Source organism: Candidatus Benthicola sp. (assembly GCF_058719085.1).
In genome coordinates this window covers 1-25,724 of the sequence record NZ_JBZQEK010000058.1, presented here as the reverse complement: position 1 = coordinate 25,724, position 25,724 = coordinate 1, and the positions used below count along the sequence as shown (strand labels likewise).

The 25,724-nt window shown below is 67.2% G+C and carries 20 protein-coding genes; 15 read left to right on the top strand and 5 right to left on the bottom strand.

Going from position 1 to position 25,724, the window contains the following annotated elements; all coding sequences use genetic code 11:
- Positions 1–1,341, bottom strand: coding sequence for a 3-deoxy-D-manno-octulosonic acid transferase (locus AC36XV_RS04220; RefSeq protein WP_492202428.1), 1,341 nt, complete (start codon positions 1,339–1,341; stop codon positions 1–3).
- 191 nt (positions 1,342–1,532) lie between these two features.
- Between AC36XV_RS04220 and AC36XV_RS04215 the strand changes: the two genes are divergently transcribed.
- From AC36XV_RS04215 to AC36XV_RS04200, 4 genes are read left to right on the top strand one after another with little or no spacing between them, the layout of a single operon-like run.
- A complete protein-coding gene (locus AC36XV_RS04215; protein WP_492202427.1) occupies positions 1,533–2,621 on the top strand; it encodes a DNA adenine methylase in 1,089 nt (362 codons plus the stop codon).
- Positions 2,622–2,668: 47 nt separating this feature from the next.
- Positions 2,669–3,745, top strand: coding sequence for an aminopeptidase (locus tag AC36XV_RS04210; protein ID WP_492202426.1), 1,077 nt, complete (start codon positions 2,669–2,671; stop codon positions 3,743–3,745).
- An 11-nt stretch (positions 3,746–3,756) separates the two neighbouring features.
- Complete coding sequence (locus tag AC36XV_RS04205) at positions 3,757–4,629, top strand: universal stress protein (RefSeq protein ID WP_492202425.1); 873 nt, start codon at positions 3,757–3,759, stop codon at positions 4,627–4,629.
- Positions 4,556–4,936 (top strand): Fe(2+)-trafficking protein, encoded by a 381-nt coding sequence (locus AC36XV_RS04200; protein ID WP_492202424.1) that lies wholly within the window; start codon positions 4,556–4,558, stop codon positions 4,934–4,936. The genes AC36XV_RS04205 and AC36XV_RS04200 overlap by 74 nt, the downstream gene beginning before the upstream one ends.
- A 39-nt stretch (positions 4,937–4,975) precedes the next feature.
- Here the strand turns inward: AC36XV_RS04200 and leuS are convergent, their stop codons facing one another.
- A complete protein-coding gene (gene leuS, locus AC36XV_RS04195) occupies positions 4,976–7,438 on the bottom strand; it encodes a leucine--tRNA ligase (protein ID WP_492202423.1) in 2,463 nt (820 codons plus the stop codon).
- A gap of 182 nt (positions 7,439–7,620) precedes the next feature.
- Here leuS and AC36XV_RS04190 point away from each other — a divergent pair, with 182 nt between their 5' ends.
- Entirely contained in the window at positions 7,621–8,256 is a 636-nt protein-coding gene (locus AC36XV_RS04190) for a hypothetical protein (RefSeq protein ID WP_492202422.1), read from the top strand.
- Between the two features lie 21 nt (positions 8,257–8,277).
- On the opposite strand, the gene AC36XV_RS04185 is transcribed toward AC36XV_RS04190, so the two are convergent.
- Positions 8,278–9,204 (bottom strand): cation diffusion facilitator family transporter, encoded by a 927-nt coding sequence (locus AC36XV_RS04185; RefSeq protein WP_492202421.1) that lies wholly within the window; start codon positions 9,202–9,204, stop codon positions 8,278–8,280.
- The gene (locus AC36XV_RS04180; protein WP_492202420.1) at positions 9,201–9,437 is read right to left on the bottom strand and encodes a hypothetical protein; all 237 of its coding nucleotides are present in this window, start codon (positions 9,435–9,437) and stop codon (positions 9,201–9,203) included. Before AC36XV_RS04180 ends, AC36XV_RS04185 begins: the two co-directional genes overlap by 4 nt.
- Positions 9,438–9,645: 208 nt before the next feature.
- On the opposite strand from AC36XV_RS04180, the gene AC36XV_RS04175 reads away from it, so the two are divergent.
- Positions 9,646–11,094, top strand: coding sequence for a cytochrome c3 family protein (locus AC36XV_RS04175; protein ID WP_492202419.1), 1,449 nt, complete (start codon positions 9,646–9,648; stop codon positions 11,092–11,094).
- A gap of 164 nt (positions 11,095–11,258) precedes the next feature.
- Here AC36XV_RS04175 and AC36XV_RS04170 read toward each other — a convergent pair whose 3' ends face one another.
- Positions 11,259–11,645 carry a hypothetical protein gene (locus AC36XV_RS04170; protein ID WP_492202418.1) on the bottom strand — a complete coding sequence of 129 codons (387 nt, stop codon included), beginning with the start codon at positions 11,643–11,645 and terminating at the stop codon, positions 11,259–11,261.
- A gap of 254 nt (positions 11,646–11,899) precedes the next feature.
- Here AC36XV_RS04170 and AC36XV_RS04165 point away from each other — a divergent pair, with 254 nt between their 5' ends.
- The 9 genes from AC36XV_RS04165 to AC36XV_RS04125 all read left to right on the top strand — a co-directional run.
- Complete coding sequence (locus tag AC36XV_RS04165; protein WP_492202417.1) at positions 11,900–12,346, top strand: Rieske (2Fe-2S) protein; 447 nt, start codon at positions 11,900–11,902, stop codon at positions 12,344–12,346.
- A 13-nt stretch (positions 12,347–12,359) separates the two neighbouring features.
- Entirely contained in the window at positions 12,360–13,592 is a 1,233-nt protein-coding gene (locus tag AC36XV_RS04160; RefSeq protein WP_492202416.1) for a cytochrome b, read from the top strand.
- Positions 13,589–14,881 carry a cytochrome c3 family protein gene (locus AC36XV_RS04155; protein WP_492202415.1) on the top strand — a complete coding sequence of 431 codons (1,293 nt, stop codon included), beginning with the start codon at positions 13,589–13,591 and terminating at the stop codon, positions 14,879–14,881. Before AC36XV_RS04160 ends, AC36XV_RS04155 begins: the two co-directional genes overlap by 4 nt.
- Complete coding sequence (locus tag AC36XV_RS04150; RefSeq protein ID WP_492202414.1) at positions 14,871–16,859, top strand: NapC/NirT family cytochrome c; 1,989 nt, start codon at positions 14,871–14,873, stop codon at positions 16,857–16,859. Before AC36XV_RS04155 ends, AC36XV_RS04150 begins: the two co-directional genes overlap by 11 nt.
- Positions 16,860–16,960: 101 nt before the next feature.
- Positions 16,961–18,937: a cytochrome b/b6 domain-containing protein gene (locus tag AC36XV_RS04145; protein WP_492202413.1), complete on the top strand. Its 1,977-nt coding sequence runs from the start codon at positions 16,961–16,963 to the stop codon at positions 18,935–18,937.
- A 263-nt stretch (positions 18,938–19,200) separates the two neighbouring features.
- On the top strand, positions 19,201–22,017 hold the full coding sequence (locus tag AC36XV_RS04140; protein WP_492202412.1) for a hypothetical protein: 2,817 nt from the start codon (positions 19,201–19,203) through the stop codon (positions 22,015–22,017).
- Between the two features lie 126 nt (positions 22,018–22,143).
- A complete protein-coding gene (locus tag AC36XV_RS04135) occupies positions 22,144–23,598 on the top strand; it encodes a hypothetical protein (RefSeq protein ID WP_492202411.1) in 1,455 nt (484 codons plus the stop codon).
- Positions 23,595–24,542, top strand: a complete 948-nt coding sequence (locus AC36XV_RS04130) for a cytochrome c3 family protein (protein ID WP_492202410.1) — start codon at positions 23,595–23,597, stop codon at positions 24,540–24,542. The genes AC36XV_RS04135 and AC36XV_RS04130 overlap by 4 nt, the downstream gene beginning before the upstream one ends.
- A gap of 114 nt (positions 24,543–24,656) precedes the next feature.
- Positions 24,657–25,724 (top strand): c-type cytochrome (locus AC36XV_RS04125; protein WP_492202409.1); only part of this gene is annotated, 1,068 nt, incomplete at its 3' end.

The window sequence follows — 25,724 nt, the reverse complement described above, 5'->3', positions numbered from 1 at the left end:
TCAGGACTTCGGCGAGTCGATCAGGGCGAGGACCAGCTCTGCCGACGATCTCGCTGCTCCTCGCCCCTCCTCCACGTAACGACGGGCGTCGGCTCCCATGGCAGCGCGCTGCTCCGGGGCCGCGATCAGCTCCGACAGGACGCGATCGATCCGGTCCGGCTGCGTCTCCACGGCCACTCCTCGTCGAACCATGTCGCGAGCTTCCCATCGATCGTGGACCGGCCCGAAAAGCACCGGGACCCCGGCGGCGGCCGGCTCCACCACCGAGTGGAGCCCCTCTCCTCCGATGCCCCCGCCGACCCACGCCAGGTCGCACTCCAGATACAGCTCCGCCAGAAAGCCCACCGCGTCCACCACCAGGGGCCTGGAGGCATCCGCGGGGCCCGCGTCGGAAGGCGACGTCTGAAGATCGGACCAGACTCGCGGCTCCACCCCGAGCAGACGGCCGCAGAGGTCCCGAATCCGTCGGACGGCCTCCTCATCCGGCTCGTGCGGCACGAGCACGAGCTCCAGCTTCCCCCCATCCCGGCTCCCGCCTCGAGATTGGAGTCTCGAACAGGCCTCGATCAGCGCGCGCTCGTCCTCCGGCCACGTCGACCCGGCGCACAGTCTGACCTCACCGTCGCTCGACGGCGCGAGTCGCGTTTCCTCATCCGCGACGGCCCGTCGGGCCCGGTCGAGTCGCTCCAGGGCGCGCTCGAAAGAGGCGTCGCCCGTCACCCGGATCGCCCCCGGGCGCGCACCGAGCGACTCGAGCCGCCCGACTTCCTCGGCATTCACGGCGCCCACGCCAGCGAGCCTTCGGTAGCTCGGTTCTAGGAGCTGCCGGCCGGGTCCGCGGAGTCGGGTGCTTCCCGGCCTGACCGTCGCGTTGATCATGCCGAGAGGAACGTCCGCCTCGGCGGCGGCCCGGGTCAGGGCCGGCCACGCGTCCAGCTTGGCGAATACGATCGCGTCCGGTCGAACGGCACCGATCGCCTCCCGGCAAGCCGCCATGGTCTCGAGGGGCGGATAGCCCGCGTAGTCCGGCGCGAGCTCCGGCAACACGGCTTCCGCCGACGGAGAGGAATACGTCACCATCAGTTGGATCCCGGCCCGCTCGGATCGCACCTCGTTCACGATGGGAATCGCCCCCGCCAGCTCGCCCGCGGACGCCCCGTGCATCCACAGGAGCGGCCGGAAGGGGTCGCGGCCGCCTTCGGCCCACCGCCGGATCGCGCCGGCAGCGGCTCGTCGCCCTTCCACGGCGGCAGATACCTTCGGCGAAGCCGCACCGAAGGCCGGGAGCAGAGGCCGGAGGGCATTCACCGCCACGTTGTACGCCTTCTCGAGCAGACTCACGAATCCTCTGCGGTCAATGCGCCTGGATCCGGCGATTCCGGGAACGAAGTCCGCCGGGCAACGGGCTCAAGGTACATCGTCCCAGTCTCCGTAGCACCGTTCGCTGCCGGGGTGGACCGTGCTCATCGGGGTCGCAGGCCGCGCCGGAGCCAGCGTACTATGAATCGGATCGATCCTTCGAAAGGGCTGGCGTGCGATACATCGGAAACAAGACCCGATTGGTTCCTTTCCTCCTCGAGACGATCGAGGGGCTCGGGCTGTCGCCCGGCGTCGCATGCGACCCGTTCGCCGGGACCGCGAGCGTGGGTCGTGCGCTCAAGTCCGCCGGGTGGCGCGTGGCATCGGGTGACCTGATGGCCGCCTCGTACGCCTATCAGGTGGCGCGGGTGGAACTGGACCGCACGCCGCGGTTCGAGACCCGCCTGCTCGGGAACGGGAAGACGCGGGGCTCCGTGAGCTACCGGGCCGTGTTGAGCCACCTGGAGGCACTCGAGCCGGTGAGCGGATTCGTCACCGAACACTACACTCCGGCCGGCACAGAGGGGGCGCGGCACGGCCGCATGTATTTCACGCCCGCGAACGCGGCCGTGATGGACGGCATCCGGGAACGCATCGCGAACTGGTCGGACGCCGGTCTCCTGGACCGTCCCCGTGAGCAACTCCTGCTCGCGACTCTGATCCAGGCGGCGGACCGGGTAGCGAACACGACCGGCGTGTACGCTTCCTTCGTGAAGTCCTGGCAACCGAACGCCACGCGGCCGATTCACCTCCGGCCGATCCGGCCCACGGTGCCCGCGGTGCCGTCCGCGCGCGGCTGCTCGGCGTTCCGCGGCCCGGCCACCGAGCTGCTCGCAAGGGTGGGACCGGTGGACCTCCTCTACCTGGATCCCCCGTACAACGAGAGGCAGTACCCGGGCTACTACCATGTTCCGGAGCTGCTCGCGCAGGGCTGGGACCCGCCGCCGGCGCTCCGTGGAAAGACGGGCCTCATACCGGACGAAGACCTGCGATCGGACTGGTGTCGTCGCGGACGCTGCGAGGAGGCTCTCGGCCAGGTCCTGGACCGGGCCGACGCGAGGCACGTGCTGCTCAGCTACAACGATGAGGGGCTGCTCGACCGCACGGTCATCGAGGCCCTGTTCAGGGACTCGGGAGATCCGGACAGCTTTCGAACGTTCACCCGGGGGTATCGACGCTATCGAAGCGACTCGGACAGACCTGGGCGGCGCTACCGCGGGGACTCGGTTCGCGAGCGCGTTTATTACGTGAGGCGCCCGTGAGCCTGCGGAGGGCGGGCACGTACGCCGGCCCCCGGCGTATACGAGGCATGACCGCAACACACGCACCGTTTCTTGCGGTGGGCCTCGTCCTGTCCCTTTCGGCATGCTCGCCGGGCTTCGTGCTGCGGGCCGGGTGGGAGGAAGCCAAGATCCTGTCCGCCCGGAGAGACATCCACGCCGTCGTCCACGACACCACCACTCCGGCGACCCTGCGGGCGAAGCTCCGGCTCGTCCAGCAGAGCAGGGCCTTTGCGGACCAGGCCCTCGATCTGGACCCCGGGGACGCATTCACCAGCTACGTGAAGCTGGACCGTGACACCCTCGTTCTGGTGCTCACTGCCGCGCCGGAACTCGAACTGCGATGGAAGACGTGGTGGTTTCCGATCGTCGGGCGGCTGCCGTACAAGGGGTTCTTCGACTTCGACGGGGCGCTGGACAGCGCCCGGGACCTCGACGAGCGCGGCTATGACACCTGGGTCCGGCCATCGAGCGCCTTCAGCACCCTCGGCTGGCTTCCCGACCCGCTGATGTCCACGACGCTGCGAGCCGACAGCATCGGGATCGTGGAGACGGTGATCCACGAGATCACGCACACCACGTTCTTCCCGAAGGGTTACGCGCGCTTCAACGAGAGCTTCGCGAACTTCGTCGGGCACCGGGGCGCCATCGAGTTCTTCTGTGATGCCGCCCGGGATGAAGACCTCTGCGAAGCGGCACGAGGACGATGGCACGACATGAGGGTCTTCGGCCGCTTCTTCCACTCGATCGTCGATCCGCTCGAATCCCTGTACGCGAGTGATCTGTCGGCAGACGAGATGCGAGAGGAGAAGAGGCGCATCCTGGAGGAAGCCGCCACACGCTTCGAGCTCGAGGTCCAGCCGGAGTTCGTGTCGGGACGGTACCGGGGGCTCGATCCCGCTCGGATCAACAACGCGTGGCTGCTGTCGCGGATGCTCTATTACACGCGCCTCGACGACATGGAGACACTGTACCGCCGGGATCCCGATCTGGCCGGGCTGATCCGTGACGTCATCCGGGAGACGGGCGACGGAGACCCGTGGGAGGCCCTCGATCGGCTGGTCGCCGGAACGAGAGATGGTGCGGCCGGAGCGGCGGATCGATAGGTTCGAGCGCCATGTACAGAAGCATCCTCATCGGTGTCGATTTCTCGGACGCCTCGGTCGAAACGGTCCGGTGGGCGGTCAGCCGCTTTCCGGACGCGGAGATCACCCTGTTCCACGCGATCGAGCCTCTCGGCATTCCCGGCTACCTGGTGCGGGAGCTGGGCTCCAGGCTCGAGGTGCTGCGGGAGCGCGACCTCGACGCGCGGGCGAATCTGGACGAGATCGCCAGCCAGTGCGGGATCGAAGCGAGGGTGGAGGTTCGCGCCGGATGGATCCCGGAGGCGCTCTCTTCGGTGGTGGAGGAGATCGGGGCCGAGCTGGTGGTGGTGGGCGCTCACCAGAAGCGGGTCTGGCCGTCGGATGAGGTCGGAAACACCTGCGTGTCCATCGTCCGGAAGGCCACGGTGCCCGTGCTGGTCTGGAGGCCGATCCGCCAGGAGAAGGACAAGACGATCCTCGCGGCCCTCGACCTGCGGGACGGAAGTGCGCCGATCGCGGCCACGGCCGCGCGGTATGCCTCCTACTTCCACACGCGGCTGGTGCTGTTGCACGCCATGCCGGGCACGCTGCAGGCGTACGTGCGAGCCGTGAGCTCGCCCACCAAGACGGACGACACGGTTCGCTCCCTGGAGGAGCGGGCGCGGCGTGAAGCTCTCGCCCGGGTTCCGAAGACGCTGCGGAGCGAGCTCGAGATCCAGACGAACATCGTGCGCGGGCGCCCGATCGTGAACCACATCCTGACCGCCGCCGAGACGGAGGCCGTGGACCTGATCGTGATCGGAAAGTACCACGCTCCGGGTCTCTCCGGCCGTGTTCTGCTCGGCGGGATCACCGGGCAGATCATCCAGGGAGCGAACTGCTCCGTGCTCACCGTACCGGTCTGACCCGGTGACCGAAGCCGGCGCAGCGAGCGGCGCGTTCGAATGCGCGCGGTGCGAGAGGGCCGACCGCGAACCCCTCGGCCGAGCCCCGTTCCCCGATGAGCTCGGCGCGCGGTTGGTCGCGGACATCTGTTCCGAGTGCTGGGAGGAGTGGAAACGGCGGCAAATGCTGCTGATCAACCACTACGGCCTGAACGTGCGGGATCCCCGGGCGAGGGAGTTCCTCCTCACCAACCTTCGGTCGTTCCTGTTCGACGAAGGCGAAGAAGCCGACATCGATACGAGCCGGGAGGGCGACGTCTCCTGGTGACCCCGGCGGGACGGCAGGTTCCGCCGGCACTCCCTCGGATCAACCCACCACGAGGTTCAGCAGGCGATCCGGCACGTAGATCGTCTTTCGAATCTCCGACTCCCCGACGTGCCGCTGCACCGATTCATCCTCCAGCGCGACGCCGACGGCCGCCTCCTCGCTGGCGCCCCGCTCGACGGAAATGGTGGCTCGAAGCCGGCCATTCACCTGAACCGGGATCTCCACGGTGTCCGTTGCGAGCTTCGCCGGATCGAACTCCGGCCACGTGGCGTGGTCGAACAGGCTGGCCTCTCCTCCCAGCACGCCCCACAGCTCCTCGGCGAGGTGCGGAGCCACCGGTCCCAGCATGATCACGAGGGGTCGCACCTCATCGATCGTGGGAACGCGGCCACCGGCCCGCAGCACGTTCAGCAGCTCCATCAGGGCGGCGATCGCCGTGTTGAAGGAAAGACCCTCGAAGTCTTCCGTCGCCTGTCGGATCGTGGCGTGGACCGCCCGTTCGACGGCCGGGTCCGGAAAACCCGCCCCGCCCCCCTCGACGGCGGCCTCGACCGCGTCTGACACCCGGGACAGGAAGCGCTGCGGCCCCACGATCCCGCTGTCCCTGAAGTCTCCGCCCTCCTGGTACGGCCCGAGGAACATCAGGTAGGTGCGGAACGTGTCGGCGCCGTATCGGTCGATGTAGTCGTCGGGGTTCACCACGTTGCCCTTCGTCTTCGACATCTTGGCGCCCTCCCGGATGATCAGCCCGTGCTTCCGGAAGCGCAGATACGGCTCCTCGAAGGGAATGTGTCCGAGGTCGTGAAGCACCATGGTGATGAAACGCGAGTAGAGGAGGTGCAACACGGCGTGCTCTTCGCCTCCGATGTACATGTCCACCGGAAGCCAGCGCCCGGTTCGGGCGGGATCCATGGGCTGTTCCGTGACATCGGTGCTCGGGTAGCGCAGGAAGTACCAGGCGCTGTCGAGGAAGGTGTCGGACACGTCGGTCTCCCGCCTCGCGGGGCCGCCGCATTCCGGACATTCGGCGCGATGGAACGACGCATCCTTGGCCAGCGGCGCGATTCCATCATCCCCCGGCTTGAAGTTCTCGAGGTGCGGAAGCACCACGGGAAGGTCCGACTCGGGAACCGGGACGATGCCGCACGCATCGCAGTACAGGATGGGAATCGGGGGGCCCCAGTAGCGCTGCCTGGAGATGCACCAGTCGTGCAGACGGTAGTTCACCTTCGGCTCGCCGAGCCCGCGCTCGGCCAGCCATTCCACGATGCGCCCGGCACCCTCGGCCGCCGGTAGACCGCTGAACTCACCGGAGTTGATCAGCCGCTCGCCCTCGGTGTGCTCGACGAACGCCTCATCTCCCAGGTCCAGCTCCACGGCGGAGGGGTCGGCAACGGTCTCGACCGTCGCCGCCGGGGCGACCACCGGAACGATCGGCAACCCGAAGCGGCGCGCGAAGTCGAAATCCCTCTGATCGTGGCCCGGAACCGCCATGATCGCACCGGTGCCGTACTCCATCAGCACGTAGTCCGCGATCCACACCGGGATGCGATCTCCGGTGGCCGGATTCACGGCGTGGCCGCCCGTGAACACACCCGTCTTGGTCCGATCCTCGGTCTTGCGCCGCTCCACCAGGTCGACCGCAGCCGCCGCGGTCCGGTACGACTCGACCTCGGCGCGACGATCGTCCGTGGTCAGGATCTCGACCAGCGGATGCTCGGGGGCCAGGACCATGAAGGTGGCACCGAACAGCGTGTCCGGCCGGGTCGTGAACACCTCGATCGTGGCCTCCTCCTCCCCGGCGAGTCGGAATCGCAGAAGCGCACCCTCCGATCGGCCGATCCAGTTGCGCTGGGCGGTCAGTGTGGACGGCGACCAGTCGATCCAGTCGAGGTTGTCCAGGAGCCTCTCGGCGTATTCCGTGATGCGGAAGAACCACTGGCTGAGAAGCCGCTGACCGACCTCCGAGCCGCACCGCTCGCACTTCCCTCCCTCCACCTGCTCGTTGGCGAGGACGGTCTTGCAGGAGGGGCACCAGTTCACCGGAGCTTCCTTCTTCACCGCCAGACCGGCGTGATACAGCTGGAGGAAGATCCACTGGGTCCAGCGGTAGTAGTCCGGATCCGTGGTCTCCACCGTGTGGGACCAGTCGTACATGATCCCGGAGCGCTTCAGCTGGCGTGTGAAGTTGGCGGTGCTCCGGGGAATCAGGTCCATCGGGTGCGCGTTGACCTTGAGGGCGTAGTTCTCGGAGTGGATCCCGAACGCATCGAAGCCGATCGGCTCGAACACGTCCCGCCCCCGCAGCCTCTGGAAGCGCCCGTGAAAGTCGGCGCCGGTGAAGGCGTAGAGATTCCCGACGTGCAGGCCCTCGGCCGACGGATACGGAAACATCATCAGGTTGTAGAACGGCTCGGCGGCCTCGTCGAGATCAGGCTCGTTGATCCCGTGCTCGGCCCAGAAAGCCTGCCACTTCTGTTCCACGCTCGTGGGGTCGTACATGTCACACTGCCGGATCCTCGGACCGTTGAAATGCGCCCGATCGCCGCCCGGTCCGGACCGGCGGCGGCGGCGGGCGATCGTCGAGGCGGAGATTATGGTGCCGCCCTTCCCGGGTCACAAGCCGCTGGAGGTCGCTCGCCCGTCTTGCTCCGCTCGGATGTCCGCCCTAGCGTAGGTCCGTTATGGATCGGAAGGTCGAATTCGACGGCTGGCTGAGCCCCGGTGTGGCGCTCGTGCTCCTCGAGTCGCTCCGGGACGTGGACACGCCTCCGGAGGTGCTCGAGGACGAGGCGTTCCGCATCAGCCTTCCGCGCCGTCTGGGTCTCAGCGACGTCATCGACGGGCAGATGCGCCGGTACGCGGACATGCGCAAGCGGCGCCGACAGCTCGAGGCGAGCGAGTTCCTGGACCTGCTGCGGCTGATCGCCCGGCGCCCGGACGCTCGCATGGTGTTCGAGGCGGCCGGTGACCGGCTGGGCTCGGAGTACGCGTCCCGGACCTCGCGGGTGGCGGGGCTCGCCCGGCGGGTGGCCCCCGCGGCGCTTCGGCGACGAAGCCTTCTGAGGCACCTGCGCCGCATCGCGGTGGCGCTCAGCCCGGGCGGGCTCGTCCAGGCGGACCGGACGGATCCTTCTCTCTCCGTGGCGCGCTGTCTGCCCGCCGCGGCGGACGATGCGGGTACGGCCTGCGGCATGATCACGGCCGCCTTCACCGCATGCGCTCACGGTCTGGGCGAGTCGGTTCCCGTGCGTCACCCGCACTGCGAGAGCCGGGGTGACGAGGCCTGCCTGTGGGAAGTCGCCCCGGCCGACGCGTAGGCGACGTGGAAAAGGACGAGGTCAGGCCCGCGGCGGGGAGGCGGCTCCGACGCGCCCCTGAGGCTCCCGCGGCTCGACGTGCACGACCGCCCCCGAGAAGCCCGCGTCCCCGATGAGCCGGCGCTCCACGGCGTCGGCGACCCGATGACCCTCTTCGACCGACCGGTCGCCATCCACTTCGATCGTCAACTCCACGAACGCCGCGCCGGGGAGCTCTCCGCGGCTCCTCACGTCCGAAACGCCCCGGACACCGGGGACATCCTCCACGAAGCGGACGATCCTGTGGGCCTCCACCGCGGCGGTGTCGATGAGCGCAGGCACGGCATGCCTGAGGATCTCCCAGCCGCTCCGCGCGATGAGGGCCGCCACGACCAGGCCCAGCCACGCATCGGCCTCCGCCCACCCCCGGCTCACCAGGAACAGTCCACCGATCACGGAAACGGTGACGAGCACATCGGAACCCGTGTGTCGGGCATCGGCGGTCAGCAACACGCTCGAGAGCTTCCTTCCCGCGCGGTTCTCGGTCCACGCGACGACCGCGTTGACCAGGAGGGTGGCCGCCAGCACGCCGAAGGTGATCGCATCGGGCCGCGGGGGCGTGGGATCTCCGAGCAACAGCCGGCCGACGGCCGCACTGACCAGCTCGAAGCAGGTGATCGAGAGGAAGGCCACCACCGCCAGAGCGCCCAGCATCTCGTACTTCTCGTGACCGTAGGGGTGCTCCTCATCGGGCGGCAGGGCCGCGGCGTGGATGGCGGTGAGGCCGACCACGTTGTTGAGTGCATCCACGCCCGAATGGGCCGCATCGCCCAGCACCGCGAGGGACCCGGAGCGGAGGCCGACCCATACCTTGGCGCCGATCACGGCCAGGTTCGCGAACAACACGATCCACAGCACTCGGCGGACCGCGGCGTGACGCTCCTCGCGCGTCGGCGGCCCCGGGGTCACCGGCGGGACCAGCGGCCCGTGCCGGGGCTCCGTCCGCGGCCGCGCCGCGACGATCCCGAAGATCGCCGGAGGCGGTCGAGCAGCATTCGGATCGGCGCCTTTCGTTCCGCGCGGGCTCCCGTGTCCTCGTAGCGGTTGTACAGACCGGGATACCCGAGGCCGATCCAGATGCCGAGCGCCAGAGCGAGCCCGCAGGCCAGCGCCAGCAGGACCAGGAATGTCCGATCGCTCATCCGCTCTCTCCGGATTCGGTTCTCCGCGCCTTTCGGGGCGTTCCAATCTCGTGTACGGCCCGCCGGGCGCAAGCGCAGGCCACGAACGCACGTCCCGGCATCCGGGTGCTTGCACATCGGGCGAGGGACAGCCAGCTTTTGGCAGGACGTCAGCGCGCGACGTCGACGTCTGGCCGGATCCGGCAATTTCAACTCAGGAGAGGTCACCGTGGGCGACTCCTACTTCCGTCGTGGCTCCCGCTTCCGGACATGGGGGACCAGCCTGGCCGTGCTCGCCATCACCGCTCTGGCGGGCGGATGCGTGGACGAGGACACCGTGTTCAACGACCGTCCCTTCGGCGACGACCCGCCGCCGTCCGCGGGCGGCATGCTCGGATACCTCCAGGGCCAGCCCGGGCAACCCACGTGCGCCCAGTGCCACGCCACGCCGAGCTCCAGCTGGACGACCACGGCCCACGCGGACGCCTGGAACACGTTGCAGGAATCCGGGCACGCACAGGCGTTCTGCGAAGGTTGTCACACGGTGAGCCAGCTCGGCAACGCCGCCACCGAGCCGGTCGGGTGGACCGCCACCGGTGACGCACGGTACCACGACGTCCAGTGCGAGTCCTGCCACGGCCCCGGCGCGACGCACGTGGCGGATCCGCAGGCGACGCAGCCGCTGGCTTCCCTGGCGGTCGGAACGGACCTCACGAACGGTTGCGGCGAGTGCCACAACGGCACGCACCACCCCTTCGTCGAGCAATGGGAGCTCTCCGCACATTCCCAGGTCGTGACGTTCGCGGCGGCCCGGGAGGAGTGCGCCGGGTGTCACCGGGGCCAGGGTACGCTCCTGGCCTGGGGCGTGCGTTCTCCGTACCTGGAGCTGGGTAGCGAGGAGCCGCTTCCCGTGGTGTGCGGGGTCTGTCACGATCCCCATGACGCCACCTTCGAGGGTCAGCTCCGGTTCCCCGTGAACACCGCCGACGTGGAGGTCCACCTCTGCGCCCGGTGTCACAACCGTCGATCGGTCCCGGACCCGAACTCGTCGCACGGTCTCGAGCCGCATTCACCGGAGACGGAGCTCCTGGTCGGCGAGGCCGGCTGGATCCCGCCCGGCGCCGAGCTGGACTACGGTTCGATCGTCGCCTCGCACGGGACCGAGAACAACGAGAAGCTCTGCGCTACCTGCCACGTCGTGATGTACGAGATCACCGATGCGGCGTCGGGGCAGTTCCTGTTCAACTCCGTGGGGCACACCTTCGGCGCGGCGGCGTGCGTCGACGAGAACGGAATTCCGACGGGCGAGCATGACTGCCCGATCGACACGCAGTCCCGGTCGTTCGCCGGCTGCCTCGGTTCGGGCTGCCACTCGACGGCGGAGGGGGCCTCGGCGATCATGAACCTCCGGGTGGATTTCGTGGCGAATCAGGCGGCCACGCTGCTCGCACAGCTGGAGGTGGTCGATCCGGGACTGGATGAGCCCGGCGGCGAGATCGACTCCGAGAACTCCACCTTCACGGTCGCGGAGGGGGCGTACTTCAACTATAACCTGGCCCTCCACGGCGGCGACGTACACGCCTCGACGGTTCACAACTCGCCGTGGATCCGAGCGCTGCTGGCGGCGAGCATCGCGGCCGTGGAAGAGGAATACGGGGTGGCGCCGGCGGCGCTGTAGCTCCGACGGACCCGACGGGCTCCCGGCGCACGGACGGTCAGGCCTCCGTCGCCGATCCCGACCGCCCAAACAAAGACGCCCTCGCTGCCGGATCCGGCAGCGAGGGCGTCGTCGATTCTCACCGGACGCCGAGGGAGAACGACCCCGTCAGCGTCGCAGTCCGATCATCCGGCCGGCGCGTGACACCACTGGCAGGTATCCGCTTCCCGACCCTCGTGGCTGGCCGGCGCCGCCGGGATGCCCTCCATGGCGCCGGAATGGCACATCGCGCAGTTGTCCTTGCCCGCCAGGTCGTGCGGAATCGCGGCGGCCTCGGCCGTCTGCATCTCCGCATCCGGGGCATGGCACATGGCACAGTCATCGACCTCGAAGGCCGCATGACTCTCCGGAGCCGCCGGGATTCCCTCCATGGCGCCGGAGTGGCACATCGTGCAGTTCTCCTTGCCCTCCGTGTCGTGCGGCATGACGGGAGGTTTTGCATCCTGTGCGAAGGCCGTCCCGGCTGCCAGGAACAGCATCGCCGCGGTGGTCACTACGACGTGTCGAATCATGCTACGCTCTCCTTGCTGCTGGTATCGCGCCGGCCGCGCATGTTCGCACGCGCTGAGCCCCTCCGGCGCTTTCCAAGTGCGTTGGAAACTAGAGTGCCGTTGTCTCCGCCGCGAGTATCCGCCCGACCGCCGGCCCGTCTCTCGAGTTCTGGCCCGGACACACCCGGCAGGGTAGTTTTCCGTGCCCGGAACGTGAGGCCGCAGTGAAGGTTGCCCGCGGCCCTGAACAGGGTAAGCGAGAGGCCCGACCCACCATGGAATCAGCTTCGCACGGTCGCCCGCGCGACCTCGGCAGCATCTTATTGAACTCCATGATCGCGGTGGTGTTCCTGTGCGCGCTGGCCATCTTCGCGCTCTACACCAATCCGCCCGAGCACCTCATCATCCCGCAGCACGAGATGGCCGTCCGGGTGACGCGGGTCGATGCCCTCCCCGTCGGCAGCAGCCGCATCACCACGTGGGGAGAGCAGGCCATCCTCGTGGTCCGCAGGACCGAGACGGACTATGCGGCCCTGCAGGGTGTCTCTCCCGTGGACGGGTGCATCCTGGAATGGGACGCGGACGCGCTCCGGGTCACCTCCCCGTGCAGTCATCAGCTGTACAACCTGCGCGGGCACGCGGTGGAGGGTCTGACCACGGAGCCGCTTCAGCGATACCGGGTATACGTCCGGAACGACATCGTCTACGTGACTCGAGACTAGGGCAGGAGCTCGCATGTTCAAGAGAGTCCGGACCTGGCTCGGACAGGTGAGGGAGGATCTCCGGGAGAGCACGGACGCCAGCCTGCTGTCGTCTCTGCGATTCCTCGGGCTGCTCTACGGTCCGATCGACCGCAAGCTCCCGATCGACCAGGCGCTCCGGAAGTCGTGGAGTCGCAGGCTCCCCCCGTATGTCGGGTGGCGCCACTCCTTCGGCGGCATCGCGTATCTGCTCTTCATGATGCTCGTCGTGACGGGTGTTCTTCTTTCCTTCTACTATCGGCCGTCGGTGGACGAGGCGTATGCCAGCGTGCAGTACATCACCACGGAAGTGCCGTTCGGGTGGCTGCTGCGAGACCTGCACGTCTGGTCGGCGAACCTCATCGTGCTCGCGATCCTCGCCCACATGGCTCGCGTGTTCTTCTCGGGAGCCTATCGTCCTCCGCGAGAGACCAGCTGGCTGGTCGGCGTGCTCCTGCTCTTCGTGGTGCTCGCATTCGGCGGTACGGGGTACCTCCTTCCGTGGGACCAGTGGTCCTACTGGACGGCCACGGAGGTGATGAACGTCGTGCGGGGGCTTCCGATCCTCGGGGAGCCGATCGCGGGATTCCTCACCGGCGACGTCTTCGTCTCCGGCGCGACGCTCAGCCGCTTCTTCGCACTGCACGTGATCGTTCTACCCTGGGCCGCGTTCGGGCTGCTGGTCCTCCACTTCGTCGTCGTGCGGAGACACGGCGCCGCGCCACCGCGGGGATACGTGGACCGGGGTGAAGAGGGCACTCCCTTCTTCCCGAACCACATGCTTCGGATCGTGATCGTATCCGCTCTGGTCCTGGCCGCCTCCATCTCCCTCGCGGCGCTGTATCCGAGACCGATGGGAGATCCGGCCAGCCCGTTCGACGTTCCCTCCGAGCTGGTTTCCTCGTGGGTGGTCGTGGACGTTTCGCTCGGTCTGATCCGCACTCTCGGAGCGTGGGGCTTCGTGGCCTTCTCCGCCCTCGGCCTCCTTCTGGTCATCCTGCCGCTGGTGGACCGCGACAGCGACAAGCCGGTGCGCAAGAGGCCTCTCGTGCTCGGGGTCGGCCTCCTGTTCTTCCTCGGCTTCCTCGCCTTCTGGGCGGTGGGTAGACAGGAGACGTCGGTACCGGCGGGCGCAGAGATCGAGAGCCGCATCCTGGAAGAACGTGCCGTTCCCCGGCCGCCGGACTCGCAGCCGGATTCCGGCATCGAGGAGGAGGGGCAGCGATGATGAGGCAATCGGTACTTCTCGGTCTACTGTTGTCCACCGCGCTGTGCGCGAGCGAGGTACGGGCGGACGCCGCGATGGCCGCCGAGTCGCTCGCCGTCGTTTCCAGGATCCAGGAAGCGAGCGGGAATCAGGAGTACGGCTGCCTCGTCTGCCACGCGGACAAACGGCGGGCGTTTCTGCAGGGCGTGCACTCGGAGCGGGGCGTCCGCTGCCACGACTGTCACGGCGGCAACCCGGCGAGCTACGAGGCCGTGGAGGCCCACGGCGGTGACTTCAAGGGCGCCCTCGGCAAGCTCGAGGCGCTGGAGGTGTGCTCTTCCTGTCACAGCGATCCGGATCAGATGCGACAGTACGGGCTCCCCGCGGACCAGATCGCCGAGCTTCGGACGAGCCGGCACGGGCAGCTGCTGCTGGACGACGGGGACTTCAACGCACCGACGTGTTCGGACTGCCACGACCCGCACACGACCCTCAGAGCGGACGATGCCCGCAGCGGCGTCCATCCCCTCAATATCGCGGCGACCTGCGCGCGGTGCCACGAGGACGAGGCCTTGATGGCCCGGTACGGCATCCCGGCGAACCAGGTGGCCGAGCACCGTCGCAGCGCGCACGGAGTGGCGTTGTATCGAGATCACAACTTCGCGGCGCCCACGTGCATCGGCTGTCACGGCTCCCATGCCGCTCTGCCCCCGAATGTCCGTGAGATCTCGAACGTCTGCGGGCGGTGCCACGTGAACGTGCGACGGGCGTTCGACGCCGGCCCGCACGGGTCCTCATCCGGCACCCCGGCTCTTCTCGGGTGTACGGCCTGCCACTCGAATCACGACACCGAGCGGGTGCCGGCGGATGAGGTCGCCGAGACCTGCGGCAACTGCCACGACGAGGGGAGCGCGCAGATCACGCTGGGACTCGAAGTCGAACAGCTGCTGCTGCGAGCGAGATCGGAGCTGGATCGTGCCGACGAGGCGATTCACGAGCTCGTCCGGGGCGGACACGAGGTGTCCGACGAGAGATTCCGATTCGAAGCGGCGCTCACCGACTTCCGCAAGCTCGAGACGATGCAGCACTCCCTCGATCTCGAGGAGATGACGGACCTCGAGCGCCTCGTCACTTCGGCCTCGCTGGACATACGCAACAAGGCGGAGGTGAGCGCCGAGGAGAAGTGGGAGCACAAGCTGTTCCTGATCCCCGTTTGGTTCTTCGCGCTCGGTATCGTCTTCCTCGCTGGATACCGGCTGAGACAGGTCGGCCGGCACAGCACCGAGCCGGGAGAGGTCGATGGCCGGTAAGAGAGGATGGAAGCGCTCGAAGCTCCTGCTCGGAGGGGTTCAGGTCCTGATCCTCTTCATCCTGCTCGCGGGGCTCGGGACCTTCGGTTTCATCGAGTACAGCGCGCAGCCGAGCTTCTGCACGAACTGTCACAACATGGAGCCCTACTACGAGTCGTGGACGACCTCGAGCCACAACGACGTGCCCTGCATCAAGTGCCATTACGCCCCCGGAATCAAGGCCGAGGCCATGGGCAAGCTGCAGGCCGCGAACCAGGTGGTGAAGTACGTCACCGGGGCGTACGGAACGCGTCCGTGGGCGGAGATCGAGGACGCGGCCTGTCTGCGCTCGGGGTGCCATTCCACCCGCAAGCTCGAGGGTGAGCTCGTCTTCAAGGGTGTCCGATTCAACCACAGCCATCACCTGACCCAGCTCCGGCGGGGCAAGCAGCTCCGCTGTACGAGCTGTCACTCCCAGATCGTACAGGGGGAACACCTGTCCGTGACCCAGGAAACCTGCTTCCTGTGTCACTTCCGTGGGCAACCTCCCGGCGAGCCGATCGCGGGCTGCACCGGGTGTCACGCATCCCCCCCGCGCCTCGAGGTCGAGGGCAGGGTGATCGATCACCCGCAGTACGTGGAGGACATGGTGTCCTGCGTGTCGTGTCACGACCGGGTCATGGAGGGCTCGGGGTCCGCCGACATCGACCGCTGTTACGTGTGTCACAACGTTCCCGAGCGGCTGGAGCAGTACGAGAACACGACGCTCCTCCACGAGGTGCATCTGTCGGAGCACAACATCGAGTGCCAGCTCTGTCACAGGCCCATCGACCACAAGATCGTCTCGTTGACGGAGAAGCTCGAGCTGGACTGCGAATCCTGTCACCAGGGCACGCACGCGGCGCAGCAGCGCATGTTCTCGGGGACCGGGGCCCATGGAACGGAAACCGACCCGAGCAGCATGTTCCTGGCCCGGGTGACGTGCCAGAGCTGTCACGGGCTGCCGCAGGACGTGCCCGGGCACGCGGAGGTGAAGGTGGCGGGCGAGGCGACCTGCCTTTCCTGCCATGGCATCCGGTACGCCAACATCCTCCCGGGATGGCAGGCGGAGACCTCCCGCAAGCTCGGGCAGGTGGCGCCGGTGGTGGACGCGGCGTCGAACGCTCCTCGGGTGGGCAGCGCCGAGCAGCGGAGGGCCGCCGACAGCCTCCTCTCCCTGGCGGCCGAGAACGTCGAGCTGGTTCGTGTGGGTCGGGGGGTCCACAACGTGGGATACGCCGATGCCGCTCTCAGGGCCGCGCTCGATCTGGTGGCGGAGGCCTCGGCCACCGGCGGAATCGGCTACCGGCCACCCGAGGTGAACCTCGGCCCCACCGTCGAGGAGAACCAATGCCTGCGCTGCCACATGGGCATCGAGGAGCAGCAGGGAAGCTGGGAGGGGCGGCGCTTCGAACACGAGCCGCACGTCGCGCGGGCCAACCTCTCCTGCGAATTCTGTCACTCGTCGATGGACGACCATGGCAAGGTGACACTCGCCTCGCCGAGTATCTGCTCGGACTGTCACCACAGCGGAGCCATCCAGTGCGAGACCTGCCATGGAGCAGGGTCGGGACCACAGCCGGCCACGATCGTGACCCCGACGGGAGATTTTCCACACCCGCTTCACGTTCAGATGGGCTTCCCGTGCCAGACCTGTCACGGGTCGCCCCCGGGCCGACCGCGCCCGGAACTGTGCGAGACCTGTCACGGAGCGCACCATCAGCCGGAGGCGAACTGCCTGGCCTGCCATCGGGAGGGCGTGCTCGACCTTCATCCTCCGGTGGCGCACCAGGGTTGTGCCCTGTGCCACGGCGACGCCGTCGAGGGAATCGATGAGTGGTCACGCAACGTGTGCACCGTGTGTCACATCGACCGCGTCGACCACTACGCACCGAACGATTGCGTGTCCTGCCACCCCCAACCGGCGCTCGGAGAGAGCGCCGAATCCGGAGGCTCCTGACGCTGCGCCGGCTCGCACCGGAGTGCGGGCTGGCTGGCACGATTGATGCCGTGTGTGACCCGTAGAAATCCCTCGACGGGTCACATAATCCGGAGATCCCAATGCTCCCCCATCTCCCTCGCCCTTCCATCCGTTCGGTGGCGATTGCGAGCCTCGTTCTTCTCCTCCCGGACGTCTCGCAGCTGGCCGCACAGGACCAGGAACCGGACGATCCGAACCGCACCTGCTTCGTGTGTCACGGCGACCCGGAGAACTTCGCCGGCAGAGAGGACGGGGAGCGACTCATCGTCACGGAGGCGAGCTTCGACGAGTCCGTTCACGGCGGGTTCGGCTTCGCGTGCACGACGTGTCACCGGGGATACGCGTTTCCGCACCCCGAAGAATACACGCCTGTCGCCTGCTCGACCTGCCACGCATCGGAGGGTCGACAGTACCGGGAGAGCGTTCACGGATACGCGCTGGAGCGCGGTAACGAGCGTGCTCCGACGTGCGCCGGCTGTCACGGGAAGCACGACATCCGGAGAAGCGACGACCCGGAGAGCCACACGTACCACACCCGGGTCGCCGAAACCTGCACGGAGTGTCACAGCACCGGCGGACTGCTCACCGACCAGTACGTGAAGCTCCCATCACCGTCGCTGCAGTACGCCCAGTCCGTGCACGGTCAGGCCGGGGCCCAGGGAGACATGGACGCCGCGACCTGTACAGACTGTCACGGCGTACACGACCTCAAGGGACATAACGACCCGAGTTCGCGCATCAACCGGCTGAACGTTTCGACCACCTGCGGTGCCTGCCACGGCGACGCTGCGGAGGAGTACGACCGGTCCATCCACGGTCGCGCCCTGAAGGCCGGCGTCGGCGACAGCCCGACCTGCACGGATTGCCACGGAGAGCACCTGATCCTTCATCCGGAAAGCCCGGATGCGAGCACCCACGCGAATCGGCTGGCCACGCAGCTCTGTGGCGACTGCCACAACGACCCGGTGATCATCGCCAAGTACGACCTGCAGCATGAGGTCGTCCACAGCTACGAGGACAGCTACCACGGCTGGGCCACCGCGCGGAACAGCGCGAGCGCGGCTTCCTGTGTCAGCTGCCACCGGACGCACCTGGTGCTGCCGGCCGCCGACCCGGCCTCGTCCGTTTCCGAACAGAACGTGGTGGAGACGTGCCGGCAGTGTCACCCGGATGCCACCGCGGACTTCGCCCGCTCCTACAACCACATCGCCGCATCGGCGGCGACGAACAAGGGCAAGAGGATCGTCACCGGTCTCTACATCGTCCTGATCCTCGTGGTGATCGGCGGGATGGCCGTACACAACGCGCTCATTCTCAACTTCTACATGACGGAGAAGAGGCGCCGCGAGCGGGCCGAGCGCAGCGTGATCCGCTTCGACAAGATTCAGATCGCGCAGCATGCGACGCTCGCCCTGACGTTCATCCTCCTCGTGCTGACCGGGTTCGCGCTGCGCTACCCGGATGCCCTGTGGGTGAAGGTGACCGGCATCGCCTTCATCAGCGAGCCGGTGCGTTCGTGGAGTCACCGGATTCTCGGGGTCGCGCTGATCCTGTTCTCGGTCGTGCACGTCTTCTACGTGGCGCTGTCGAAGCGAGGGCGGGAGGAATTCCGGGCCATGCTGCCGACCTTCCAGGACATCAAGGACTTCGGCGACAACATGGCCTATCACACCTGGCTCCGGAAAAGGAAGCCTGGGTTCGGCCGGTACGACTACACGCAGAAGGCCGAGTACTGGGCCCTGGTGTGGGGCACGGGCCTGATGGCGATCACCGGGCTCGTTCTCTGGTTCCCGGTGGTGGCCACGTCATGGGCGCCGGCCTGGATCGTTTCGATCTCCGAGACGATCCACTTCTACGAGGCCTGGCTGGCCATGCTCGCGATCGTCGTGTGGCACTTCTTCTTCGTGATCTTCCACCCCGAGGTCTACCCGATGAGCTGGATCTGGCTCACCGGCAAGATGCCGGAGCACGAGGTGGAGTCGGTGCACGGCCGGTGGTACGAGGAAGAAGTGCGAGATCTCCTCGACGATGAGGACGCCGGCGGAGCCAGGGCGTAGGCGTTCGATCGGACTCGCAGACTCCCGCATCGGGCGCCCGTCGCAAGCCGACCGGTGGGCGCCCGCTCCACCTGGGACACATTGACCCATCTGAGTCGTGTGCCGTTGCCTCTGCAGACCCCACAAACCGCTTAACCACAGGTCAGGCAGCAACTTATCTGATTGCGTCCACTTCTTGCAGTAGGCTTTCGTGGGCGCAGGCCCGAGGCTCTGGTGAACATCGATCGATAACGATTGGCCGCATGAATCTCTCCGGAGGAACGATGCGAATCCGGATGTACGATAGAACCCTGTGGATCGCCGCCATCGGCGCGGCGGCCCTGCTGGCCCTTTCCGCCGGACCCCGGCCGGCCGTGGCGCAGGAGATCAACTGCGTCATGTGTCACGAGAACCCGGCCTTCTTCCAGAGCATGGAGAACGGCGAGCGCCTGGTGGTCACCCAGGAGTCGCTGGCGGGATCGGTGCACGGCAGCCTCCGCTGTCAGGACTGCCACGCCGGTCTCGAGTTCCCGCACCAGGCAGATGCTCCTCCCCCGAGCTGCGCGCAGTGTCACGGTCGGCAGACGCGGCAACACCGCGAGTCCCTGCACGGGCAGGCCGCGGCCCGCGGTGATGCCCTGGCGCCCGGTTGCGCGGACTGCCACGGAACGCACGACATCCTGTCGCGGAGAAACCCGGCTTCCCGGACGTCCGTGATGAACGTCCCGGTCCTCTGCGGCGAATGTCACCAGGAAGGGACGGAGGTGTCCGAGCGCCGGGACATCCACCAGGACAGCATCCTTCGGAACTACTCCCTCTCCATTCACGGAGAGGGACTGTACGAGCGGGGTCTGGCCGTCACGGCGGTGTGCACCTCCTGTCACACGTCCCACTTCATCCTGCCGCACACGGATCCGCGATCGAGCATTCACGTGAACAACGTCGCGGGCACCTGCACGGCCTGTCACTCGCGGATCGAGGAGGTCCACACTCAGGTGATCGAGGGACGGCTGTGGGAGGAAGAGCCGCACGTCATCCCGGCCTGCGTGGACTGCCACCAGCCCCACGAGATCCGGCGGGTCTTCTACGATGCCGGAGTGGCCAACGCGGACTGCCTGAGCTGCCACTCGGATCCGGAGCTCACGGGCACGGCGCTCGACGGCAGCACCGTATCGATGTTCGTCGATGAGGGGGTCTACGCGGTGGGGGCGCACCAGACCACGACGTGCGCGCAGTGCCACACCGACGTGAGCGTGATCTACGACGAGCGCCCGTGCGAGGCCGTGTCCTCGCCGGTGGACTGCTCGATCTGTCACGCCGGACCGGTGACGGAATACCGTGCCAGCCAGCACGGGACGCTGGCCGCCGAGGGGGTGGCCGACGCCCCGGTGTGCCTGGACTGTCACGACAAGCACGCCACGCTCAAGCAGGACAACCCGGCCTCGCCGACGTATCCGCGGAACGTCCCGGAGCTGTGCTCCACCTGTCACCAGGAAGGCGAGGTCGCGGCGGAGCGCATCCACCACGAGGGCGATCCCATCGTCCGCAGCTACGAGATGAGCATCCACGGGAAGGGGTTGCTGGAGAGCGGTCTCGTGGTGACGGCGACGTGCAGCGACTGCCACGGGCCGCACTCGGAGCTTCCGCCTTCGAACCCCGCCTCGCGAGTCAATCCCAACAACCTCGCCGCCACCTGCGGTCAGTGCCATCACGGCATCGAGGAGGAGTTCCGGGAGAGCATCCACTATCCCGAGGGCGGCATCTACGAAACGGGAGGCGAGCAGACCTATCCGACGTGCGAGGACTGCCACACGTCCCACACGATCAGCCGCACCGACCGGGATGACTTCCGGATGCTGATGATGAGCCAGTGCGGCCGGTGCCACGAGGAGGAGTCGGAGACCTTTTTCGACACGTATCACGGCAAGGTCTCCCGGCTGGGCGGGGCGCGCGCCGCCAAGTGTTACGACTGCCACGGAACGCACAACATCCTGCCGACATCGGAACCGGCTTCGATGCTGAGCCGGAACAACATCGTGGAGACGTGCGCCCAGTGCCATCCGGCGGCCAACGAACGCTTCACGGGATATCTCACGCACGCCACGCACCACGACCCCGACAAGTATCCGTTCCTGTTCTGGTCGTTCTGGCTGATGACGGGACTGCTGGTCAGCGTGCTCACCTTCTCGCTCATTCACACGGGAGCGTGGCTATTCCGCCTGTGGCGATCGCCCGAGCACTGGAAGGGTCACGTGGAAGCCGTGACGGCGGAGCGAAAGCAGCTGTATCGGCGCTTCACCAAGTTCCAGCGCACCATGCACCTGGTGATGCTGCTCAGCTTCATGCTGCTCGCCGCCACCGGTATGGCGCTCAAGTTCTCGTGGATGGGCTGGGCCAAGCTGTTCTCGCGCATGGTCGGCGGCTTCGAGGCGATGGGCATTCTGCACCGCCTGGGCGCGATCATGTTGATCACCATCTTCATCGTCCACCTGTGGGACGTCCGGAAGCAGAAGCGGGCCTCGGGCAGGACCTGGAAGGAGTTCATCCTCTCGCGCGACTCGCTGATGTTCAACGCGAACGACGGCCGCGAGCTGGTGGCTTCCATCAAGTGGTTCTTCGGCAGGGGTGAACGGCCCCGGTACGGACGGTATACGTATTGGGAGAAGTTCGACTACTTCGCCGTGTTCTGGGGGATGTTCATCATCGGCTCGACGGGATTGTTCCTGTGGTTCCCGGAACTCTTCACCGTCGTCCTCCCGGGCTGGCTCGTCAACGTGGCGACGATCATCCACAGCGACGAGGCGCTCCTGGCGGTGGCGTTCATCTTCACGATCCACTTCTTCAACACGCACTTCCGCCTGGATAAGTTCCCCATGGACCCGGTGATCTTCACCGGCCGCGTCCCGCTGGAGGAGCTGAAGCGTGACAAGCCCATGGAGTACGAGCGAATGAAGGCGGAAGGGAAGCTCGAGGAACGTCTCGTCGAGCCGCTCCCGCAGGAGTTCGAGACCGCGGCGAAGGTCTTCGGCTTCACCATGCTGGGCATCGGCCTCACCATCGTAGGGCTGATTCTGTACACGATGCTGTTCGGATACCGTTGATCCGGAGCATCCACCCTCAGGCCGGTCGGGCGCGCGGGCTTGATCCGCTTCGCCCGGCCGGCCATGTTCATACAGCCGTTCAGGAAACACCGTGACCGGTCACCTCAAGCGCGTCGGAGCAGGACCATGAAAGTCCATCGCCGGCCGTTCCTTGCGTTCCTCGTCCTCGCCCTGGTCTCTCTGCCTGCCGAAGTGGCGGCGCAGGGCGTTCGCGGAGACATCACTCTGAACTGGGGCTGGCTGCAGCTTCGACCGTTCGTGGTCGATTCGGTCCCGGCTGCGGACGTCGGCGGGACGGGTCTCCAGCGGCAGCTTCCCGATGGAACGGTAGTCACCTGCTCGGACGGCGAGTACTGCCGCTGGTACGAGGACAACGGCGACCGCGAAGACATCACCCCGTTCACGCAGGACCTGCGATTCGCCGGCTGGACCGGCGTTCAGGGACTGTCCTTTCACGCCCAGATGAGGGGCCGGTACGGAAGCGATGATCTTTGGCCTCGCACGGAGCAGAAGTTCGATCTCCTGACCGGGTACCTCAGCTACTCCCGGTCGTCCTACGTGATCAAGGCGGGGCGCCTGTACCGGTCCTCCGGCCTCGGCTACTACAACTTCGACGGCGCTTCCGTCCTGTGGCGCGGGCTCGGCTGGCTGTGGCTCGAGGGCTTCGCCGGGTGGAGTCTGGAGCGGGGCGTGAACGCACCGGTGGACGGAACGCTGATGCAGGAGTCGGACTACCTGGCTCCCGACCGCAACGCCTACCTGTTCGGCGGTGCAGCCACTTTTCGGGCGGGGAAGGTCTTTTCGGGATCCGCCACCTATCAGCGGCAGTTGCGAACGGACGAGCTGGCCCTGTACGGTGAGAGGGCCGCTGTCGACCTGCGGGCGATCGTGGGCAAGTGGGCGTTCGACGGCGCCGCCGCATACGACTTCGCGTACGACAACTTCAACGAGGCCCGGCTGCGAGTCACCACACCGCAGCTATTGGGAATACGATTCGCAGCGCAGGCCCGCCACTACACCCCCTTCTTCGAATACTGGACGATCTGGAGCGCCTTCTCGCCGGTCGGATTCAACGAGGGCCGCCTGACCGGCACCTGGAGCTCCCGGTCTCTCCCGCTTCTGCTCGAGGCCGGCGGCGCGTACAGGGAGTACGAGGACACGGACGTATCGGCGTCGGTCAACACCGTGAAGACGGACGGCTGGAGGGCGTTCGGCCGGGTCTACTGGAGTCCCGAGCAGTGGTACGTGGATGCCCGCTACCGGATCGAGAACGGATTCGGTGGGGCGCGCTATGGGGGAGATCTGGCGATCGGACGCTACCTCGACGAGCGTTCGATTTCGTACGTGGCGCTCCGGGGAACGTCGACCGAGACGCTGTACGAGTTCCGTTCCGGTGAGCGCTACGTCACGGGCGGTGCGATCGAGGGCGCCTACGACCTTCCCGGGGCGAACATGACGCTGAACGCCAGCATCGGCGCTTATCGTATCGAAGACAAGAACCGGCCCCTGGCCGACACATGGACCGAGGGACGCGCCCACGTGGGACTCACCTGGCGCTTCAACACCGGAGGTACCCGATGAGGCGGCTCGCTTACCTGAGCGCCCTCGCTCTCACCATCGGCGCGGGAGCTCTCTTCGCGGCCTCGCGCGGGACGTTCCAGTTTCCGCATCAGAAGCACGCGGCGCTCGCCGGAGGCGGGTGCGAGAGCTGTCACGCTGGAATCTACTCGGGCGAGTCTTCGCTCAACGTGTCGGTGGAGCCGGCGTTCTGCTCCGGATGTCACAACGGGCAGGCGCTTCCCGCCGTCGACTGGCAGGGCTACGCACCGGAAGAGAGCGGCTTGAAGTTCGAGCACGCGACGCACCCGAAGCTCGGCTGTCAGACCTGCCACGGGGTGCCGGACGCCGAGGGCGACATGGCGGTTCAGGCTGCCCGGGCAGAGACCTGCCTGGCCTGTCACGGGAATGGCGCCTCCAATCACTTCGAGGTCGGCGTCAACCCCTGCGAGACCTGTCACTACGACCCCGCTCCCGGTCACACGCCCGAATTCAAGACGGGACACGGCACGGCGGCGGCCGCGGCGCTTCCGACCTGCTCACAGTGCCACCGCGAGACGTTCTGCGTCGACTGCCACGACGGTCCGGTCAACCCGGAATTCCAGTATCATCCGGCCAACTTCGTGGCCCGTCACGGAGCCGAAGCGTGGGCCGAGCCGGTGGAATGCGCCCAGTGTCATTCGCGTGAGGTCTTCTGCCGGGACTGCCACACCAACCAGGCCGTCGCTCAAGACGGCCGCACGGGCGGCGGCTACCACGACGGCATTTCGAACTGGCTCCAACAGCATGGAATGGCGGCTCGCCAGGGCATGGACAGTTGTGTGTCGTGCCACCAGCAGACCGAGTGCCTGGCCTGCCATTCGGCCAAGTCGGGTTGGCGAATCAACCCGCATGGCCCGGACTTCGACCCGCAGCGGGCGGCCGATCGTAGCACCGAGGCCTGCGCGGCCTGTCACACCGGGTACTAGACCTCCCGAGCAGATTCGGGATCTCCGATAGATCGAGGCGAAACGTTCGACCCCGCGGCTGAGCCCGCGGGGTCGAACTCTCGGGATCGTTTGCGCGTCGAGGAGGAACCGACCGTGCAGACCGCTCGCACGACCCGAATTGCAGGCATTCGCGTGCGCATCTTCGCGCTCGCCGCGGCCGCGGCGGGCGGCTTCTTCCATGCCTCCCAGTTGCCGGCCCAGAGAGCGCCGGCCCCGACCCAGAACGCGCTGGCGGGGGCGGCCGTCTTCGGCGAGAAGGGGTGCGTTCGCTGTCACTCGATCAGCGGCGGCGGTGGATCGATCGGTCCCGATCTCTCGAGCGACGCCGGTCGTCCGTTCCCGGATCTCACCGCGGCGATGTGGAATCACATCCCGGACATGAGTCGTCGGATGGACGAGCTGCAGATCGAGAGACCCTATCTTACGGCGAGGGAGGCCGGCGACCTGTTCGCCTACGTGTACACGCTCGGCTATTTCGCCGGGGAGGGAAGCGCCGAGCGAGGGGCATCGATCTTCGTCGAAGCCCGGTGCATCGCATGTCACCAGGTGGACGGCAAGGGCGGAGTGATCGGCCCGGTGCTGGACCGCGTGGGCGACACGGGCGCTCCGATCGAGATCGCCGCCGCGATGTGGAACCACGCCCCCGCCATGGCACGCGAAGCCGAAAGCCGGGGAATTCGAAGGCCCCGGCTGACGGGTGAGGATCTCACCGATCTGCTCGCGTTCCTGCGAGAGGATTCGGAGGTCACGCCGAGCGACAACCTGGTCGTATTGCCGGGCAGTCCCGATTCCGGACGTGAGATCCTGACGGAACGGAAATGCGTTCTGTGTCACGGGGCTCCGGGAGCCGGCGGCGGCTCCGCACCCGACCTCGCAGCCGTCAGCCGAGGGATCAGCCTCATCGACTTCGTGGCGCTGATGTGGGCCAAGACGCCGCCGATGATCGATGCGCTCGAGAGCCGCGGAATCGAGTTCCCCCGGCTGGGTGCGGGCGATTTCGCCGACATCGTCGCCTATCTCTACGCCACCAACTACTTCGCCGATGCGGGTCGGGCGGATCGCGGAGCCTACCTTCTCGAGAACAAGGGGTGCGCCGCCTGTCATGACCTCCGGGGACTGGCCGCGACGGCGGGCCTGGATCACCCGGCTTCCGTCACGGCG

Bases quoted from the DNA above. Each gene is read 5' to 3' on its own strand.
- AC36XV_RS04210 (WP_492202426.1), top strand. From the start codon at position 2,669: ATGACCGCAACACACGCACCGTTTCTTGCGGTGGGCCTCGTCCTGTCC.
- AC36XV_RS04205 (WP_492202425.1), top strand. From the start codon at position 3,757: ATGTACAGAAGCATCCTCATCGGTGTCGATTTCTCGGACGCCTCGGTC.
- leuS (WP_492202423.1), bottom strand. From the start codon at position 7,438: ATGTACGACCCCACGAGCGTGGAACAGAAGTGGCAGGCTTTCTGGGCC.
- AC36XV_RS04190 (WP_492202422.1), top strand. From the start codon at position 7,621: ATGGATCGGAAGGTCGAATTCGACGGCTGGCTGAGCCCCGGTGTGGCG.
- AC36XV_RS04180 (WP_492202420.1), bottom strand. From the start codon at position 9,437: ATGAGCGATCGGACATTCCTGGTCCTGCTGGCGCTGGCCTGCGGGCTC.
- AC36XV_RS04170 (WP_492202418.1), bottom strand. From the start codon at position 11,645: ATGATTCGACACGTCGTAGTGACCACCGCGGCGATGCTGTTCCTGGCA.
- AC36XV_RS04165 (WP_492202417.1), top strand. From the start codon at position 11,900: ATGGAATCAGCTTCGCACGGTCGCCCGCGCGACCTCGGCAGCATCTTA.
- AC36XV_RS04160 (WP_492202416.1), top strand. From the start codon at position 12,360: ATGTTCAAGAGAGTCCGGACCTGGCTCGGACAGGTGAGGGAGGATCTC.
- AC36XV_RS04155 (WP_492202415.1), top strand. From the start codon at position 13,589: ATGATGAGGCAATCGGTACTTCTCGGTCTACTGTTGTCCACCGCGCTG.
- AC36XV_RS04150 (WP_492202414.1), top strand. From the start codon at position 14,871: ATGGCCGGTAAGAGAGGATGGAAGCGCTCGAAGCTCCTGCTCGGAGGG.
- AC36XV_RS04145 (WP_492202413.1), top strand. From the start codon at position 16,961: ATGCTCCCCCATCTCCCTCGCCCTTCCATCCGTTCGGTGGCGATTGCG.
- AC36XV_RS04140 (WP_492202412.1), top strand. From the start codon at position 19,201: ATGCGAATCCGGATGTACGATAGAACCCTGTGGATCGCCGCCATCGGC.
- AC36XV_RS04135 (WP_492202411.1), top strand. From the start codon at position 22,144: ATGAAAGTCCATCGCCGGCCGTTCCTTGCGTTCCTCGTCCTCGCCCTG.
- AC36XV_RS04130 (WP_492202410.1), top strand. From the start codon at position 23,595: ATGAGGCGGCTCGCTTACCTGAGCGCCCTCGCTCTCACCATCGGCGCG.